Origin of the sequence: Streptomyces sp. NPDC001373 (assembly GCF_042895815.1) — a bacterium.
In the GTDB taxonomy this organism is placed as follows: domain Bacteria; phylum Actinomycetota; class Actinomycetes; order Streptomycetales; family Streptomycetaceae; genus Streptomyces.
In genome coordinates, this window is sequence record NZ_JBIAWQ010000008.1 from 73,851 (window position 1) to 89,061 (window position 15,211).

At 73.4% G+C, this 15,211-nt stretch carries 11 protein-coding genes; 9 read left to right on the top strand and 2 right to left on the bottom strand.

The features are described from left to right. Window positions 1–30: 30 nt before the first annotated feature. From ACFY15_RS19675 to ACFY15_RS19705, 7 genes are all read left to right on the top strand, one after another. Window positions 31–2,910 carry a vitamin B12-dependent ribonucleotide reductase gene (locus tag ACFY15_RS19675; protein ID WP_390825830.1) on the top strand — a complete coding sequence of 960 codons (2,880 nt, stop codon included), beginning with the start codon at window positions 31–33 and terminating at the stop codon, window positions 2,908–2,910. Between the two features lie 130 nt (window positions 2,911–3,040). After that, window positions 3,041–3,919, top strand: coding sequence for an arylamine N-acetyltransferase (locus ACFY15_RS19680; protein WP_390690179.1), 879 nt, complete (start codon window positions 3,041–3,043; stop codon window positions 3,917–3,919). Window positions 3,920–3,952: 33 nt separating this feature from the next. After that, window positions 3,953–4,558 (top strand): YdbC family protein, encoded by a 606-nt coding sequence (locus tag ACFY15_RS19685; protein ID WP_390690180.1) that lies wholly within the window; start codon window positions 3,953–3,955, stop codon window positions 4,556–4,558. Between the two features lie 72 nt (window positions 4,559–4,630). Further along, complete coding sequence (locus ACFY15_RS19690) at window positions 4,631–5,290, top strand: histidine phosphatase family protein (RefSeq protein ID WP_390690181.1); 660 nt, start codon at window positions 4,631–4,633, stop codon at window positions 5,288–5,290. A gap of 11 nt (window positions 5,291–5,301) precedes the next feature. Continuing rightward, entirely contained in the window at window positions 5,302–6,216 is a 915-nt protein-coding gene (locus ACFY15_RS19695; protein WP_390690182.1) for an ADP-ribosylglycohydrolase family protein, read from the top strand. 607 nt (window positions 6,217–6,823) lie between these two features. Then, complete coding sequence (locus ACFY15_RS19700; RefSeq protein ID WP_390690183.1) at window positions 6,824–7,534, top strand: ribonuclease HII; 711 nt, start codon at window positions 6,824–6,826, stop codon at window positions 7,532–7,534. 59 nt (window positions 7,535–7,593) lie between these two features. Next, complete coding sequence (locus ACFY15_RS19705) at window positions 7,594–8,226, top strand: hypothetical protein (RefSeq protein ID WP_390690184.1); 633 nt, start codon at window positions 7,594–7,596, stop codon at window positions 8,224–8,226. Window positions 8,227–8,386: 160 nt separating this feature from the next. Here the strand turns inward: ACFY15_RS19705 and ACFY15_RS19710 are convergent, their stop codons facing one another. Beyond that, on the bottom strand, window positions 8,387–9,013 hold the full coding sequence (locus ACFY15_RS19710) for a hypothetical protein (RefSeq protein ID WP_390690185.1): 627 nt from the start codon (window positions 9,011–9,013) through the stop codon (window positions 8,387–8,389). Between the two features lie 215 nt (window positions 9,014–9,228). Beyond that, complete coding sequence (locus tag ACFY15_RS19715) at window positions 9,229–11,388, bottom strand: RecQ family ATP-dependent DNA helicase (RefSeq protein ID WP_390690186.1); 2,160 nt, start codon at window positions 11,386–11,388, stop codon at window positions 9,229–9,231. 123 nt (window positions 11,389–11,511) lie between these two features. Here ACFY15_RS19715 and ACFY15_RS19720 point away from each other — a divergent pair, with 123 nt between their 5' ends. Both ACFY15_RS19720 and ACFY15_RS19725 read left to right on the top strand, forming a co-directional pair. Further along, a complete protein-coding gene (locus tag ACFY15_RS19720) occupies window positions 11,512–12,774 on the top strand; it encodes a DUF4192 domain-containing protein (RefSeq protein ID WP_390690187.1) in 1,263 nt (420 codons plus the stop codon). Window positions 12,775–12,986: 212 nt separating this feature from the next. Next, entirely contained in the window at window positions 12,987–15,191 is a 2,205-nt protein-coding gene (locus tag ACFY15_RS19725; RefSeq protein WP_390690188.1) for a glycogen debranching N-terminal domain-containing protein, read from the top strand. Window positions 15,192–15,211: the final 20 nt, after the last annotated feature.

Sequence of the window (15,211 nt, forward strand, 5' to 3'; positions counted from 1 at the left end):
GTTTTCGCCCGCATATGGGAGGCAGGCGGCATGACAGAGACGGCGAGCAGCTCGGCACGTGGTTCCCGCGCCAAGGGGACCAAGGCCGCCAAGGGCGGCCTGCGGATCGAGCGCATCCACACCACCCCCGGCGTGCACCCGTACGACGAGGTGAACTGGGAGCTCCGTGACGTCGTCATGACGAACTGGCGCGACGGCTCGGTCAACTTCGAGCAGCGCGGCGTCGAGTTCCCCGACTTCTGGTCGGTGAACGCGGTCAACATCGTCACCAGCAAGTACTTCCGCGGCGCCGTCGGCACCCCGCAGCGCGAAACCGGTCTGAAGCAGCTCATCGACCGCATCGTGAAGACGTACACGAAGGCCGGCGAGGACTACGACTACTTCGCGTCCCCCGCCGACGCGGAGATCTTCGAGCACGAGCTGACCTACGCCCTCCTGCACCAGATCTTCAGCTTCAACTCCCCGGTGTGGTTCAACGTCGGCACGCCCCAGCCGCAGCAGGTCTCCGCCTGCTTCATCCTGTCCGTCGACGACTCCATGGAGTCGATCCTCGACTGGTACAAGGAAGAGGGCATGATTTTCAAGGGCGGCTCCGGCGCCGGCCTGAACCTCTCCCGCATCCGCTCCTCCAAGGAGCTCCTCTCCTCCGGCGGCAACGCCTCCGGCCCGGTCTCCTTCATGCGCGGCGCCGATGCGTCCGCCGGAACGATCAAGTCGGGCGGCGCCACCCGCCGCGCGGCCAAGATGGTCGTCCTCGACGTGGACCACCCGGACATCGAGGACTTCATCGCCACCAAGGTGAAGGAGGAGGAGAAGATCCGCGCCCTGCGCGATGCGGGCTTCGACATGGACCTGGGCGGCGACGACATCACGTCCGTCCAGTACCAGAACGCCAACAACTCCGTCCGCGTGAACGACGAGTTCATGACGGCCGTCGAGAAGGGCACCGAGTTCGGCCTGCGCGCCCGCATGACCGGCGAGGTCATCGAGAAGGTCGACGCCAAGGCGCTCTTCCGCAAGCTCGCCGAGGCCGCGTGGGCCTGCGCCGACCCGGGCATCCAGTACGACGGTGTGATCAACAACTGGCACACCTGCCCCGAGTCGGGCCGCATCACCGCGTCCAACCCCTGCAGCGAGTACATGCACCTGGACAACACGTCCTGCAACCTCGCCTCGCTGAACCTGATGAAGTTCCTGAACGACGACGGCAAGGGCAACCAGTCCTTCGACGCCGAGCGCTTCGCCAAGGTCGTCGAGCTCGTCATCACCGCCATGGACATCTCCATCTGCTTCGCGGACTTCCCGACGCAGAAGATCGGCGAGAACACCCGCGCCTTCCGCCAGCTGGGCATCGGCTACGCCAACCTCGGCGCCCTCCTGATGGCGACCGGCCACGCGTACGACTCGGACGGCGGCCGCACCCTCGCCGCCTCGATCACCTCGCTGATGACCGGCACCGCCTACAAGCGCTCCGCCGAGCTGGCCGCCATCGTCGGCCCGTACGACGGCTACGCCCGCAACGCCGACTCGCACAAGCGCGTCATGAAGCAGCACGCCGACGCCAACGCCGTCGCGCCGCGCACCGAGGACCTGGACAACGCGATCTGGGCCGCCGCCACCGAGGCCTGGCAGGACGTCCTGCGCCTCGGCGAGAAGAACGGCTTCCGCAACTCCCAGGCCTCCGTCCTCGCGCCGACCGGCACCATCGGTCTCGCGATGTCCTGCGACACCACCGGTGTCGAGCCGGACCTGGCCCTGGTCAAGTTCAAGAAGCTCGTCGGCGGCGGCTCGATGCAGATCGTCAACGGCACCGTCCCGCAGGCCCTGCGCCGCCTGGGCTACCAGGAGGAGCAGATCGAGGCGATCGTCTCCCACATCGCCGAGCACGGCAACGTCGTCGACGCCCCCGGTCTGAAGACCGAGCACTACGAGGTCTTCGACTGCGCGATGGGCGAGCGCTCCATCTCCCCGATGGGCCACGTCCGCATGATGGCCGCGATCCAGCCCTGGATCTCCGGCGCGATCTCGAAGACGGTCAACATGCCGGAGACGGCGACCGTCGAGGAGATCGAGGAGATCTACTTCGAGGCGTGGAAGCTGGGCGTCAAGGCGCTCGCGATCTACCGCGACAACTGCAAGGTCGGCCAGCCCCTCTCCGCCAAGAAGAAGGAGGAGGAGAAGGCCGAGATCACCGAGAAGGCCGAGGAGACCATCCGCACGGCGGTCGAGAAGGTCATCGAGTACCGTCCGGTCCGCAAGCGCCTCCCCAAGGGCCGCCCGGGGATCACCACCTCCTTCACGGTCGGTGGCGCCGAGGGTTACATGACGGCCAACTCCTACCCGGACGACGGCCTGGGCGAGGTCTTCCTGAAGATGTCCAAGCAGGGCTCGACCCTCGCGGGCATGATGGACGCCTTCTCGATCGCCGTCTCGGTCGGTCTGCAGTACGGCGTCCCGCTGGAGACGTACGTCGCGAAGTTCACCAACATGCGCTTCGAGCCGGCCGGTATGACGGACGACCCGGATGTGCGGATGGCGCAGTCGATCGTCGACTACATCTTCCGCCGCGTGGCGCTCGACTTCCTGCCCTTCGAGACCCGCTCGGCCCTCGGCATCCACTCCGCCGAGGAGCGCCAGCGCCACCTCGACACCGGCTCGTACGAGCCGCTCGAGGAGGAGCTCGACACCGAGTCCCTGGCCCAGTCGGCGCCCGTCGCCGCCGTGGCCAAGCCGGTGGCGGTCGTCCCGGTGCCGGCCCCGAAGACGGCGCACAGCAACGCCGAGCTGGTCGAGATGCAGATGGGCGTCTCCGCCGACGCTCCGCTCTGCTTCTCCTGCGGTACGAAGATGCAGCGCGCCGGCTCCTGCTACATCTGCGAGGGCTGCGGCTCCACCAGCGGCTGCAGCTGACGGCTGACGCCTAGCGCCACGTAAGAGGGTGCCGACCCGCGGGTCGGCACCCTCTTCGGCGTTTTCGGTGCGGGAGCGGGTGGATACGGTTGGTGCGCGGAGCCGGCGCGGTGATCATGGGGAGGGGCCCATGGGCACGTGTGGGCCGGGGAACACCACGACGGGGGAGCGGATGGGCATGTGGAACGGTGACGATCTGGATCTGGCCGCATACCTGGCGCGGATCGGGCTGGGCGGGGACGGCAGGGAACTCCGGCCTGACCTCGGGACGTTGTACGCGGTGCACCGGGCCCACACCGCCGCCATCCCCTTCGAAAGCCTGGACGTCCTGTTCGGCCGCCCCGTCGCGCTGGAGGTCGAGGCCCTCGAGGAGAAGCTCGTGCACGGCCGCCGCGGCGGCTACTGCTACGAGCAGAACTCGCTGCTGGCGGCCGCCCTGGAGCGGATCGGCTTCGAGGTCTCCGGGCGCGGCGCCCGCAACCGCACCCGGGGCGACACGCTGCTCGCGGTGACGCACGCGACCCTCGTCGTCACGGTCGACGGCGAACCGTGGCTCTGCGACGCGGGGTTCGGCTACCAGGGCCCGCGCGACCCCGTACCGCTCGGGCGGCCCGGGACCCAGGTGCGCCAGGGCCCGTGGACCTTCGCCGTCCACGAGGAGGAGGACGGCGTCCTGGCGCTCCGCATCCGCCGCGGGGCCTCCTGGCGGGACCTGTACGCCTTCTCCCCGCAGCGCTACCACCCCGTCGACTACGTCGTGCTGAACCACTACAGCTCCACCCACCCCCGCTCCTCCTTCATCGGGCGAACCCTCGTACAGCTCCCGGGCGACACGGTGCGCACGACCCTCGTGGGACGGGAACTCACGCGCCTCCACCCCGACGGGCGGACCGAGCGGGAGACCGTCACCCCGGACGGACTCCTCGGTCAGCTCGAGCGGGAGTTCGGTCTTCGGCTGCCTGAGCGGGATGCGGCCGAACTGGTACGGATCCACCGCTCCTGGGACTGACCGGGGCCGGTCCCAGGCCCGTACGATGGCGCGGTGCTGGTCAAGTGGATTCGCTGCACGGTGACGGACCGACGCGGGTTCGAGCGCGGGCAGCGCAAGTGGGCGGGGCTGCCCGGCGAACCCGGATTCCGGGGGCAGGGCGGCGGCTGGAGCAGAGGCCGGCAGGGGGTCGCGCACGTCTTCGCGTTCTGGGAGAGCCGTTCCTTCTACGACTCCTTCATGGCTCGCTCCCACGACAGACTGGCGGCCGCGCAGGCCGGCACCTACACCGACGCCCGGGTCACGCTCTTCGACTACCGCTTCGACGTGAAGACCGGCTTCGAGCCGCGCTTCACCGACGCCGACGTGGTCCGGGTCGCGCACACCCGGGTCCGGGAAGGCCGCCTGGAGCACTTCGCGCTGATGCAGGAGAAGGTCTGGAACCCCGCCATGGCCGGTTCGCCCGGGATGATCCGGGGACTCTTCGGCGAGGCTCCGGGACGGGAGTTCCTGGTGCTGTCCATGTGGCGAGCGGCTGCTGAACACGGCAAGTACCGGCAGGAGCGGGTGGAGCGGCTCTCGCTGCGCGCCCAGACCGAGGCGGACGTCGAGGCGCTCACCGGGGACGTCGTGGACCTCGAACCCGGCTGGACGGTATGACCGTACGACGAACCGCTCCGGCGACCGGCGTGCCCGGGGCGTGCGCGCCCCCGGGCGGCATAGGGTCGGGGCATGGTTCGACCACGGCGCATCGTCCTCGTCCGGCACGGGGAATCGGAGGGAAACATCGATGACACGGTGTACGAGCGCGAGCCCGACCACGCCCTGCGCCTGACCCCCGCCGGCCGCGAACAGGCAGCCGAGGCCGGGGTCCGGCTGCGCGAGCTCTTCGGCGACGAGCACATCAGCGCCTACGTCTCCCCGTACCGCCGGACCCTCCAGACCTTCCGCGAGCTGCGCCTGGACCCCGCGCGGGTGCGGATGCGCGAGGAGCCCCGGTTGCGCGAGCAGGACTGGGGCAACTGGCAGGACCGCGACGACGTGAAGCTCCAGAAGGCCTACCGCGATGCCTACGGGCACTTCTTCTACCGCTTCGCCCAGGGCGAGTCGGGCGCCGACGTCTACGACCGCGTCGGTTCCTTCCTGGAGAGCCTCTACCGCAGCTTCGAGGCACCCGACCACCCCGAGAACGTCCTGCTGGTGACGCACGGTCTGACGATGCGGCTGTTCTGCATGCGCTGGTTCCACTGGTCGGTGGCCGAGTTCGAGGCCCTCTCCAACCCCGGGAACGGCGAATTCCGTGTTCTGAAGCTCGGTCCCGACGGCCGGTACCGGATGGACCGCCCGTTTGAGCGGTGGACCACACCCGAGCCTTATGATCTGGACGGCTAAAGTGGCGCGCGATGACCGCTGATTCCGCTTCCGAACGGCGCTACGCACGCGCCCTGTCCAGCCTCCGCGGGCTGGCCCTGGGGGACGCCCTGGGCTCCCAGTACTTCGTCCCCGTGAACTACCCGCTGCTCAAGCGGCGCGAGCTGCCGGCCGGCAGCGAGCCGTGGCAGTGGACCGACGACACCGAGATGGCCTGCTCGGTGGTGGCCGTGCTCGCCGCGTACGGGCGCATCGACCAGGACGCGCTGGCGGCCTCGTTCGCCGAGCACCACGACTTCGACCGCGGCTACGGCCCCGCCGTCAACCGGATGCTGCGCCTGGTCCGCGAGGGCGAGGACTGGCGCACCCTGGCCGCCGAGCTTTTCAACGGACAGGGCTCCTGGGGAAACGGCGCGGCCATGCGGATCGCTCCGCTGGGCGCCTGGTACGCGGAGGACCCCGAGCAGGCCACCCACCAGGCCGAGATCTCCGCCTACACCACCCACCAGCACCGCGAGGCGGTGTGCGGGGCGATGGCCGTCGCCGCCGCAGCCGCGCTGGCGGCGACCCCGGACGGCCCGCCGACCGCCGAGGAACTGCTGGACGGGGTGATCGCGCTGGTGCCGCGCAGCGCCGTGGGCGCAGGCGTGCGCCGGGCGCGGGACATGCTGGACTACGGGGACGCGAACACCGTCGCGGCCGTACTGGGCTGCGGTCGGCGGACGAGCGCCCACGACACGGTGCCGTTCGCACTGTGGTCGGCGGCGCGGGCGCTGGACGCGTTCGAGCGGGCCTTCTGGACCACCGCCCAGGTCGGCGGTGACGTGGACACCACCTGCGCGATTGTCGGCGGGATCCTGGGCGCACGTGGGGAAGCCGCACTGCCCCAGGCCTGGCTGGCCCGGACCGAGGCGCTCCCGGCCTGGCTTCCGACGGCCCCTGCCTAGAGGCCGCCCCTTTCCGCTGCGGACCCGGGTGCTGGGGGGAAGGTCCCGCCCCGGGTCCCGTCGTACGGCCGTGCGCACGGGCAGGTGCCCGGGCGGCTGCGGCGGGCGAACATCCGCAGAGGGACCACGGGTTCGGCGGCCCGGGACCCGACCGGCACCACGGGACGGAGCGGGGCGGCGGCGGAGAAGGAGCCGAGGGTCGTGCTTCACGATTGCGATCCCGGGCGGGCGATCCCTCGCGTGAGGTGATCCCGGAGGGGCCGCGCGAGGCGCCTGCGAGGTGATCGGGGAGCTGATTCCGTGCGGAATCGAGCGGGTGGGCGCCCGATCGGATGCCGTAATTCCGCTGGTCGCCGACGTGATCCCGGCGGTGCCGGCGTACCCGGCCAGGGTATGCGGAAGCGAATGGCCGGACCGGGAGATCGCTGAGACGACGGAAGGGCCGATGGTGCCGGTGCCCCGCTCCCGGGCGCCCTTCGGGCGGGCCGCGGACGTCTCGGCGCAGGTTCGGGAGGGTGCCCGCGCGGGTCGGCCGGTACCCCGTGCGCGCGCTTGCCGCGGGCCGGGGTGTGCAGGCGGCCCGGGGCGGCGTAACCTTGCTGGCGCCATGCCGTACGAAGCACCCACCCACACCGTCGAACGCTCCCTCCGTGCAACCACCGGCGCCAAGGTCATCGCCGGGGTCGACGAGGTCGGACGAGGGGCATGGGCTGGTCCCGTCACCGTGTGTGCGGCGATCACCGGCCTGCGCCGGCCCCCCGAGGGGCTCACCGACTCGAAACTGCTCACCCCCAGGCGGCGCGACGAACTGTTCGACGTCCTGCAGACCTGGGTCACCGCACACGCCCTCGGACACGCCTCACCGGAGGAGATCGACGAGCTGGGGATGACGGCCGCGCTGCGGATCGCGGCGGTACGCGCCCTGGAGGGCCTGCCGATGCGGCCCGACGCGGTGATCCTCGACGGCAAGCACGACTACCTCGGCGCGCCCTGGCAGGTCCGTACGGTGATCAAGGGCGACCAGTCCTGCGTCGCCGTCGCCGCGGCCTCGGTGATCGCCAAGGTCCAGCGCGACCGGATGATGGCCGCACTGGGCGAACCGGGCGACGGGACGGAGGTCTTCGCCTTCGCCGCCAACGCCGGCTACCCCTCGCCCGTGCACCGTGCCGCGCTGGAGGAGCGCGGCCCCACCGTGTACCACCGGCTCTCGTGGTCGTACCTCGACGCGCTGCCCCAGTGGCGGCACTTGAAGAAGGTGCGCCGCAGCGAGGAGTCGATGGAGCTGGAAAACGGAGGCCAACTCGGCTTCGATTTCTGATCGCACCCACGTGCCACCCACCGGTACGTTTCGTACCGGTGTTTGATAGACATCAACTCATGCCTCTCACCCCCGCCATCGAGGAGCCTCAGATTCACGAGAGTGCCCAGGGTCCCCGCGTCACGCCGGCCGCGAGCCGCACCGCGCAGACCCCCCGCCCTGTACCTGGTCCGCGTCCCGCCGCAGTACCCCGGCCCGGACGCCCCGGTCCCGCCCGCCCCGCCCCGCCCGCGCAGCGCGCGGCGCAGGCCGCCCCCGGGCCCGTTCCCGCAGCTTCCGCCGCGCCGTCCGTCTCGGCCGCGGTGCCGCAGGTCCAGCTGATCCCGGCCTCCGCCGAGGGTGCGCTGGACGCGGCCGAGGAGGCCGTGGACCTGCTGCTCGACACCGGGCGCGCGCCCGGCGACATCCTGGTGCTCACCACCGGCGACCCGCACCCGTGGGCCGCACACGAGCTGTCCTTCGGCGAGGCCTCCTACTGGGCCCAGCATGACGCCAAGGACGACGTCTTCTACGCGGACGCAGCGCAGGTGCAGCGCGCCGCCGGACGTCCCGTCGTGGTCTTTGCGGCCAACGGCGGACCGGCCGGGGCGACCGCGGCCGCCCTGCCGGTCGCGCTCGCGCGGGCAGGTGCGCTGCTCGTCGTCTGCGGTGACGCGAAGCACATCAACTCCGTGCTGGGCGCGGGCGTCTGACGCCTCGTGCCCCGTACGGGTGAGGGGGGCGGGGCGGGCCGCAGGCCGGCCCCGCTGAGGTCCGAGGCCCGACCCGCCGCACCTCCTTTTCGCGGGAGGGTGGCCGTGCGGGCCTGGGCCGTGTCCCCAGGACCGGGTACGGCCATGGGCCGGAGACGGTCTAGCGGGCGGCAGCCCGGCGCAGCGGCTCGACCATGCCGCTGGCCGTGCCCAGGGGCAGGGATGCGACCTCGGTGATGGAGCCGAGCCGCTCCGGCAGGGACTCCGAACTGGGGTGCCTTCCGCCCCGGCCTTCGCCGAGCACCTGCCAACCCCCGCGGGTCAGGGTGATGTAGGCGCCGCAGCGCAGCCCGTGCAGGGTGCAGGCGTCCCGCAGCCCCCACATCCAGGCCCCGTCCTCCTCGGTCCATCGCTCGTCGCCCTCACGGCAGTACATCAGCACCGCCGTCCGGACCGGGGTCCGCCGCCGCAGGTCGTGCGGGATGACCCGGCGCAGCCGGGACAGCAGGGCGTTGCGGTACTCCCAGCCGTCCGCCGAGGCCGAGCGCTGCACGAACGAGGCGCTGGCGACGAGTTGTTCCTCGGGACCGAGCACGGCTATGACGGCGGTGGACGGTACCGGGCTGTGCCGGGAGTGCAGGCCGCTGACCACCTCCCGCGGGTTGCGCAGCAGGGGAACTCCCGCGGCGGTCCACTCGGAGGGTTCGAGCAGTCGGCCGTGCCGACTGGCGCCACCGGTGGCCGTGGTCAAGGACGCGGTCGCGGGCGGGGCGAAACCGAAGGTCACGGTCCTCCCTTCGGGTACACGCCCGCGAACGGGCACGGCTGAGGTGTGGGCGCGCCGCAGCGAGGCCCAGGAGCGTGCCGACGAGCCGAGCGGGAGCACTCCGATTCTCGCGTGGCCCGCGACGGTGGGGCAATGAGCATTTGAGCACGCGGACCGGAATTCGCCGGTATGCCGTTCATATCCTTGCCCCGCCACGCCGGTGACGACTCGTTCCGCTACGGCTGAAGGGCGAGCACCAGCGGAAACACCCCTCTCGCTCCCGCTCGTCGAAGCAGCCGGGCGGCCACTGCGAGGGTCCAGCCGCTCTCGGCGCGGTCGTCGACGAGTAACACCGGACCGGCGACCTCGGTCAGGCTCGCCGCCAGGGCTGGCGGCACGGTCAAGGCCTGGTGGAGCCCCCGGACCCGCTGGGCGCTGTTCGAAGACGGAAGCCCGAACTCCGGCGCCTGGTCGGTGTACTCCAGAGCTCCGAGCAGCGGAATCCGTCCGACCTCCGCGATCCGCGCGGCCAGCGAGCCGACCAGCTGCGGGCGGCTGCGCGAGGGCAGCGCGACCACTCCCACGGGGCGTGCCGGGGCGTCGTCGGCGCCCGATGCCCAGCCGCCCGGCCCCCGGGCCCAGTCGGCCAGTACCGCCACCACGGCCTGTGCCACATCGTCCGGAACCGGCTGGTCGGGTGCCTGGGGGGCGAGCATGGGGCGCAGCCGGTTTCCCCAGCCGATGTCGGAGAGCCGGCCGAGGGCCCTGCCGGGCGCAGCCTGTTCGCCGGCCGGGATCCGGCCCTTGAGGTCGACGCCCACCGCCGCGAGTCCGGTCGGCCACATCCTGCGCGGTTCCAGTTCGACCCCCGGGCGCCCCAGTTCCCCCCGGGCGGTGTCGAGGGAGGCGGAGGATACCGCCGCCGTGAAGCGCGCGCCCGCGCAGTTGTCGCAGCGGCCGCACGGTGCGGCCTCCTCGTCGTCGAGCTGGCGGCGCAGGAACTCCATCCGGCACCCGGTGGTCGCCGCGTAGTCGCGCATCGCCTGCTGCTCGGCGGCCCGCTGCCGGGCCACCCACGCGTACCGCTCGGTGTCGTACACCCAGGGTTCGCCGGTGGCGGTCCAGCCGCCCTTGACCCGGTGCACCGCGCCGTCCACGTCGAGCACCTTGAGCATCGCCTCCAACCGGGTGCGCCGAAGGTCGACCAGCGGCTCCAGGGCGGGCAGCGACAGGGGGCGGCCGGCCTGTGCCAGGGCGTCCAGGGTGCGGCGCACCTGCTCCTCCGGGGGGAAGGCCACCGAGGCGAAGTACTGCCAGATCGCCTCGTCCTCCCGGCCGGGGAGCAGCAGCACCTCGGCGTGTTCGACGCCACGCCCGGCGCGGCCCACCTGCTGGTAGTAGGCGATCGGAGAGGAGGGCGAGCCCAGGTGCACCACGAAGCCCAGGTCGGGCTTGTCGAAGCCCATCCCGAGGGCGGAAGTGGCCACGAGGGCCTTCACGCGGTTCGCCTGGAGGTCGTTCTCCGCCTGCTCGCGGTCGGCGTTCTCGGTCTTGCCGGTGTACGAGGAGACCGTGTGCCCGCGGTGGCGCAGGTAGGCGGTGACCTCCTCGGCGGCGGCCACCGTCAGGGTGTAGACGATCCCGGAGCCGGGCAGCTCGCCGAGGTGGTCGGCGAGCCAGGCCAGGCGGTGCGCCGCGTCGGGCAGGGTCAGTACGGCCAGGCTGAGGCTCTCGCGGTCCAGGGGCCCGCGCAGGACCAGGGCGTCCGAGCCCGTCCCGGTGCCGAGCTGTTCTGCGACGTCGGCCGTCACGCGGGCGTTGGCGGTGGCCGTGGTCGCCAGGACCGGCACGCCCGGGGGGAGGTCGGCCAGCATCGTGCGCAGCCGGCGGTAGTCGGGGCGGAAGTCGTGTCCCCAGTCGGAGATGCAATGGGCCTCGTCGACCACGAGCAGGCCGGTGGCGGCCGACAGCTTGGGCAGGACCTGGTCGCGGAACTCGGGGTTGTTGAGGCGCTCCGGGCTGACGAGCAGGACGTCGACCTCGCCCGCCGCCACCTCGGCCTGGATGCCCTCCCACTCCTCGGGGTTGGCGGAGTTGATGGTGCGGGCGTGGATGCCGGCGCGGGCGGCGGCCTCGACCTGATTGCGCATCAGCGCGAGCAGCGGGGAGACGATCACGGTCGGCCCGGCACCGTTCGCCCGCAGCAGGGAGGTGGCGACGAAGTAGACCGCGGACTTGCCCCAGCCCGTGCGCTGGACGACCAGGGCCCGCCGCTTGTGCGCGACGAGGGCCTCGATCGCCCGCCACTGGTCCTCGCGCAGCCTGGCGGTGCCCGCGGGGTCGCCGACGAGGCGGGCGAGTACGGAATCGGCGGAGGACCTCAGGTCTGCGTTCATGCCCCCATGCAACCTGATCCCTCTGACATCGCGCCAATGCGGACTCCGGTCTGTGGATGTTGAACATTGGACGAGTTATCCACAGGGGTTTCCGGATCGGATCACGCACGGGACCTTCGAGGCATGACGACGAACAACGAATCGCGCAGCCCGTCCGGCAGGCCCTCTATCAGTCCCGGCGGAGCCCCCGACGCACCTCAGATCACCCTGCGCAGCCCGGCCGAACTGGCCGACGCGCTGCCCTACATGCTCGGCTTCCATCCCACCGACTCCCTCGTCATGGTCGCCGTGCACGGCGCGTCGGGCCGCTTCGGCGGCCGGCTCCGCGTCGGGATCCCCGCCGCCACCACCGAATGGGAGGACACCGCCCGCCAGGTCGCCGAGTGCCTGATCAAGGGCAGCGAACGGCGCGGCGCCAAGCCCGACGGCATCGTGGTCTTCCTGTGCCAGGACCCGGCCGCCGGGGAGAGTGGGCAGCGGGTCATGACCCGGCTGCGGCCGCTCGCCCAGCGGCTCCGGACGGCCTGCGGCGCGCTGGACGTACCGGTCCTGGAGGCCCTGTGCCTCTCAGGCGGCCGCTACTGGTCGTATGTCTGCACCGAGGCCGACCCCTGTCCCGCCGAGGGGACCCCGCTGGCCCCGCCTGGCACCTCGGTGATGGCCGCCGCGGCCACCTTCGCCGGGCTCCAGGTCCGAGGCTCCCTCAGGGAGATCGAGCAGCGGATGGCGCCGCTCGGCGGACCCTGGGCCGCCGATCAGGAGGAGGCCCTGGAGCGGGCCGCGGTCTCCCTCGTGCCGAAAATCCTCGACGGGCAGACCCGTGAGGAGGTCGGCGCGCAGACACTCAGCCTGGCCCGCACCCTCCTGAGGCGGCTGACCCTCGCCCCGCCCGCCGAGAGCGGGCCCCGCGCGGACGACTGGGACGACGCGCTGCTCGGCAACGACGAGGCCGCCGCCGTGATCCTCGGCCTCCAGGACCGGGAGGTCCGCGACATCGCAGCCGAATGGATGGAGGGCGACGAGGCGGCCCCGGCCCTGCGGCTGTGGCGGGCCCTGGCCCGGCGCTGCGTCGGCGCCTACGGTGAGCACGCGGCGGCCCCGCTCACCCTGGCCGGCTGGGTCTCCTGGTCCAGCGGGGACGAGCCGACCGCCCGGATCGCCCTCGGACTGGCCCTCCAGGCGGACGCCGAGTACCGGTTCGCCCAGCTGCTCCACCACGCCTGCAACGAGGGCCTCGACCCCGAGGGGCTGCGGGAGTGCCTGCGCGAGGAGCGCAGGCGCCGCGAACCACGCCGCAAGCGGACCGCCGCCCCCACGCGTCCGCCCGGCCGGCGGGAGGGGCAGCGCCGCCGCCCCTCCCGCCGCCCCGAGGGGAGCGGGCGGTGAGCGCCCGGCAGGCCCCGGCGCCGGGCCGCCCCCTGCGACGGCTGTGGGACGCGGCGGGCGGGGCCGAACGCCGCCCGCACGCCACCCGCTGCGGGCCGCCGCCACCGGGTCCCGTGACCCGGGCGGGGGTAGGGGCGTTCAGCCGGTGGGCGGTGGGGGTCCGGCCGCGTCGCCGCCCAGCCGAACCGGCCGGAGCGCAGACAAGGCGACACATGGCTCCCCCCGCATCCGAATCCGGCCCGCCCGGAACCACCTCCGCTTCCCGCCCACCGGGGCTCCCCTCCGGGACGGCGCCCGCCCCCCTTCCGCCGGGGCTCCCGCCCGGGACCGCCCCGGCTTCGGGATCCCGCCCGCCGGGGGCGCCCTGCGGCACTGCGCCCGCGCCCGACGTTCCGGCGCCGGCGGCCCTGCCCGAGGGCGGGTCCGCTCCCGGTGTCCGGCCGCCGGGACCACCGCCCGGGTCCGGCGGCGTTCGGCGGGCCGAACTGCCGCCGGTCCACGGTGCCGTCATCTGCGTCGCCGCCCCCTGCCTGGTCGTCTCGCCCGAGCACGGCCAGCTGACCGGGCAGGGCATCGAAGGCGTCTACCGGTCCGGACGCCGGCTGCTGTCGCGCTGCGTGCTGCGCGTCGCCGGGCGGGACCCGGTCGCCGTGCAGGGGCGCAGCCTCGGGCCCGACCGGGCCGTCTTCGCGGCCACCGTCCGGACGGGCGTCGAACCCGGACCCGACCCCGACATCGGCATCGAGCGCGTCCGGCATGCGGACGGCACCGAGCGCATCACCGTCCGCAGCTTCGCGGCCCGACCCCTGCGGCTGCCCGTGGAGGTCTCGCTCGGCACGGACCTGGCCGAACTGGCCGCGGTGGCGGCCGGTCGCTCAGGGCCCGAGCTCGCCGCCGGGGTGCACGCGGCGGGGTTGCGCTGGAGCACGGAGGAGGCCCTGGCCGTCACCACCGCCGAGCCCGCCCCGGACGATGCCCTCGCCAACGCCGGTCTGCTGCGCTGGCAGCTCGAACTGGGCCCGGGGGAGTCCCGCACCATCGAGCTGCGGACCACCCGCGACCGCACCGCGCGGGCCCCCGCCGGACAGGTCGCGAACCCGCTGGCCGGAGCCCGCGCCGAGGGGGACGACCCGAGGGCGGAGGCATGGCTGAGGACCAGCGTCGACGACCTGCGGGCCCTGCTCCTGCGGGACGCCGCGGACCCCGGCGACGCCTACGTCGCGGCGGGGGTGCCCTGGCGGCTCGGACTGGCCCCGGCGGAGTCGCTGTGGGCCGCCCGGATGGCGCTGCCCCTCGGCACCGGGCTCGCCGCCGCCACGCTGCGGACCCTGGCCCGCAGCCAGGCCACGGGGCGGGGCCCCGGGGCGGGCCGGATCCCCGGGCCGCTGCGCGCCGCCGGACCGCAGCTGCCGCCGGGCTGCACCGGCACCGAGGCAACCCTCGGCTTCCCGGCGGTGCTCGCCGAGGCCCGCAGGTGGGGGTTGCCCGAGGAGGAGGTGGCCCGCCTCCTGCCGGCCGCCGAGCGCTGCCTGGACTGGCTGCGCGGCGCGCTCGGGGAGGACGGCTTCCTGGCCGACCCCGACCCGGGGCCGCGGCGCTGTGAGACCCAGGCCCACGCCCACCGGGCCGCCGTGCTCGGCGCCGATCTGCTCGACGCGTGCGGGCGGGCCGGAGCCGAGGAGTGGCGGGAGTGGGCGGCCGCCCTGCGGGAGAGATTCCTGGGCCGGTTCTGGATCGACGGCCCGGACGGCGGCCGCCCCGCCGCCGCCCTGCATCCCGACGGCCGGCCGCTGGCCCGGCTGACCGCGGCCACGGTGCACCTACTGGACACCGGCCTGCTGGGCGGCGGCAGCCTCGCACCCGGGCTGCTGGACCGGATCCGCTCCGAACAGCTCGCCCGCCTCCTCGGCGCCCCGGCGATGGATTCCGGATGGGGGCTGCGGAGCATGGCGGTCCGGGAGCCGGGACACAACCCCTTCGGCCACCGCTCCGGCGCGGTCCGGCCCCACGAGACCGCCGTCGCGGTGTCCGGGCTGGCTCAGGCCGGACACGAGAAGGAAGCCGCAGGCCTGCTGCGGGGCCTGCTCGACGCGGCGGAGGTGTTCGGGTACCGGCTGCCGGAGATGTACGCCGCCGAGCAGCGCACCGCCGGCAGCGCCCCGCTCCCGCACCCTGCGGCCTGCCGACCGGCGGCGGTGGCCGCCGCCGCCGGGATCCACGCCCTCACCGCGCTCGCGGGCATCCGCCCGGACGCCCCGGCGGGGACGGTCGCCGTGACCCCGCGGGCGGGCGCCCCCCTCGGCGCCCTGCGCCTGGCCGGACTACGGGTGGCGGGGGCGCCGTTCACGGTCCGGATCAGCCGCCTCGGCGTCGGCATGGTGGAGGAGGCCGCCGATGGGCTCCAACTGGGAGGGTGAGGCGCCTCACGGGTGGTCGG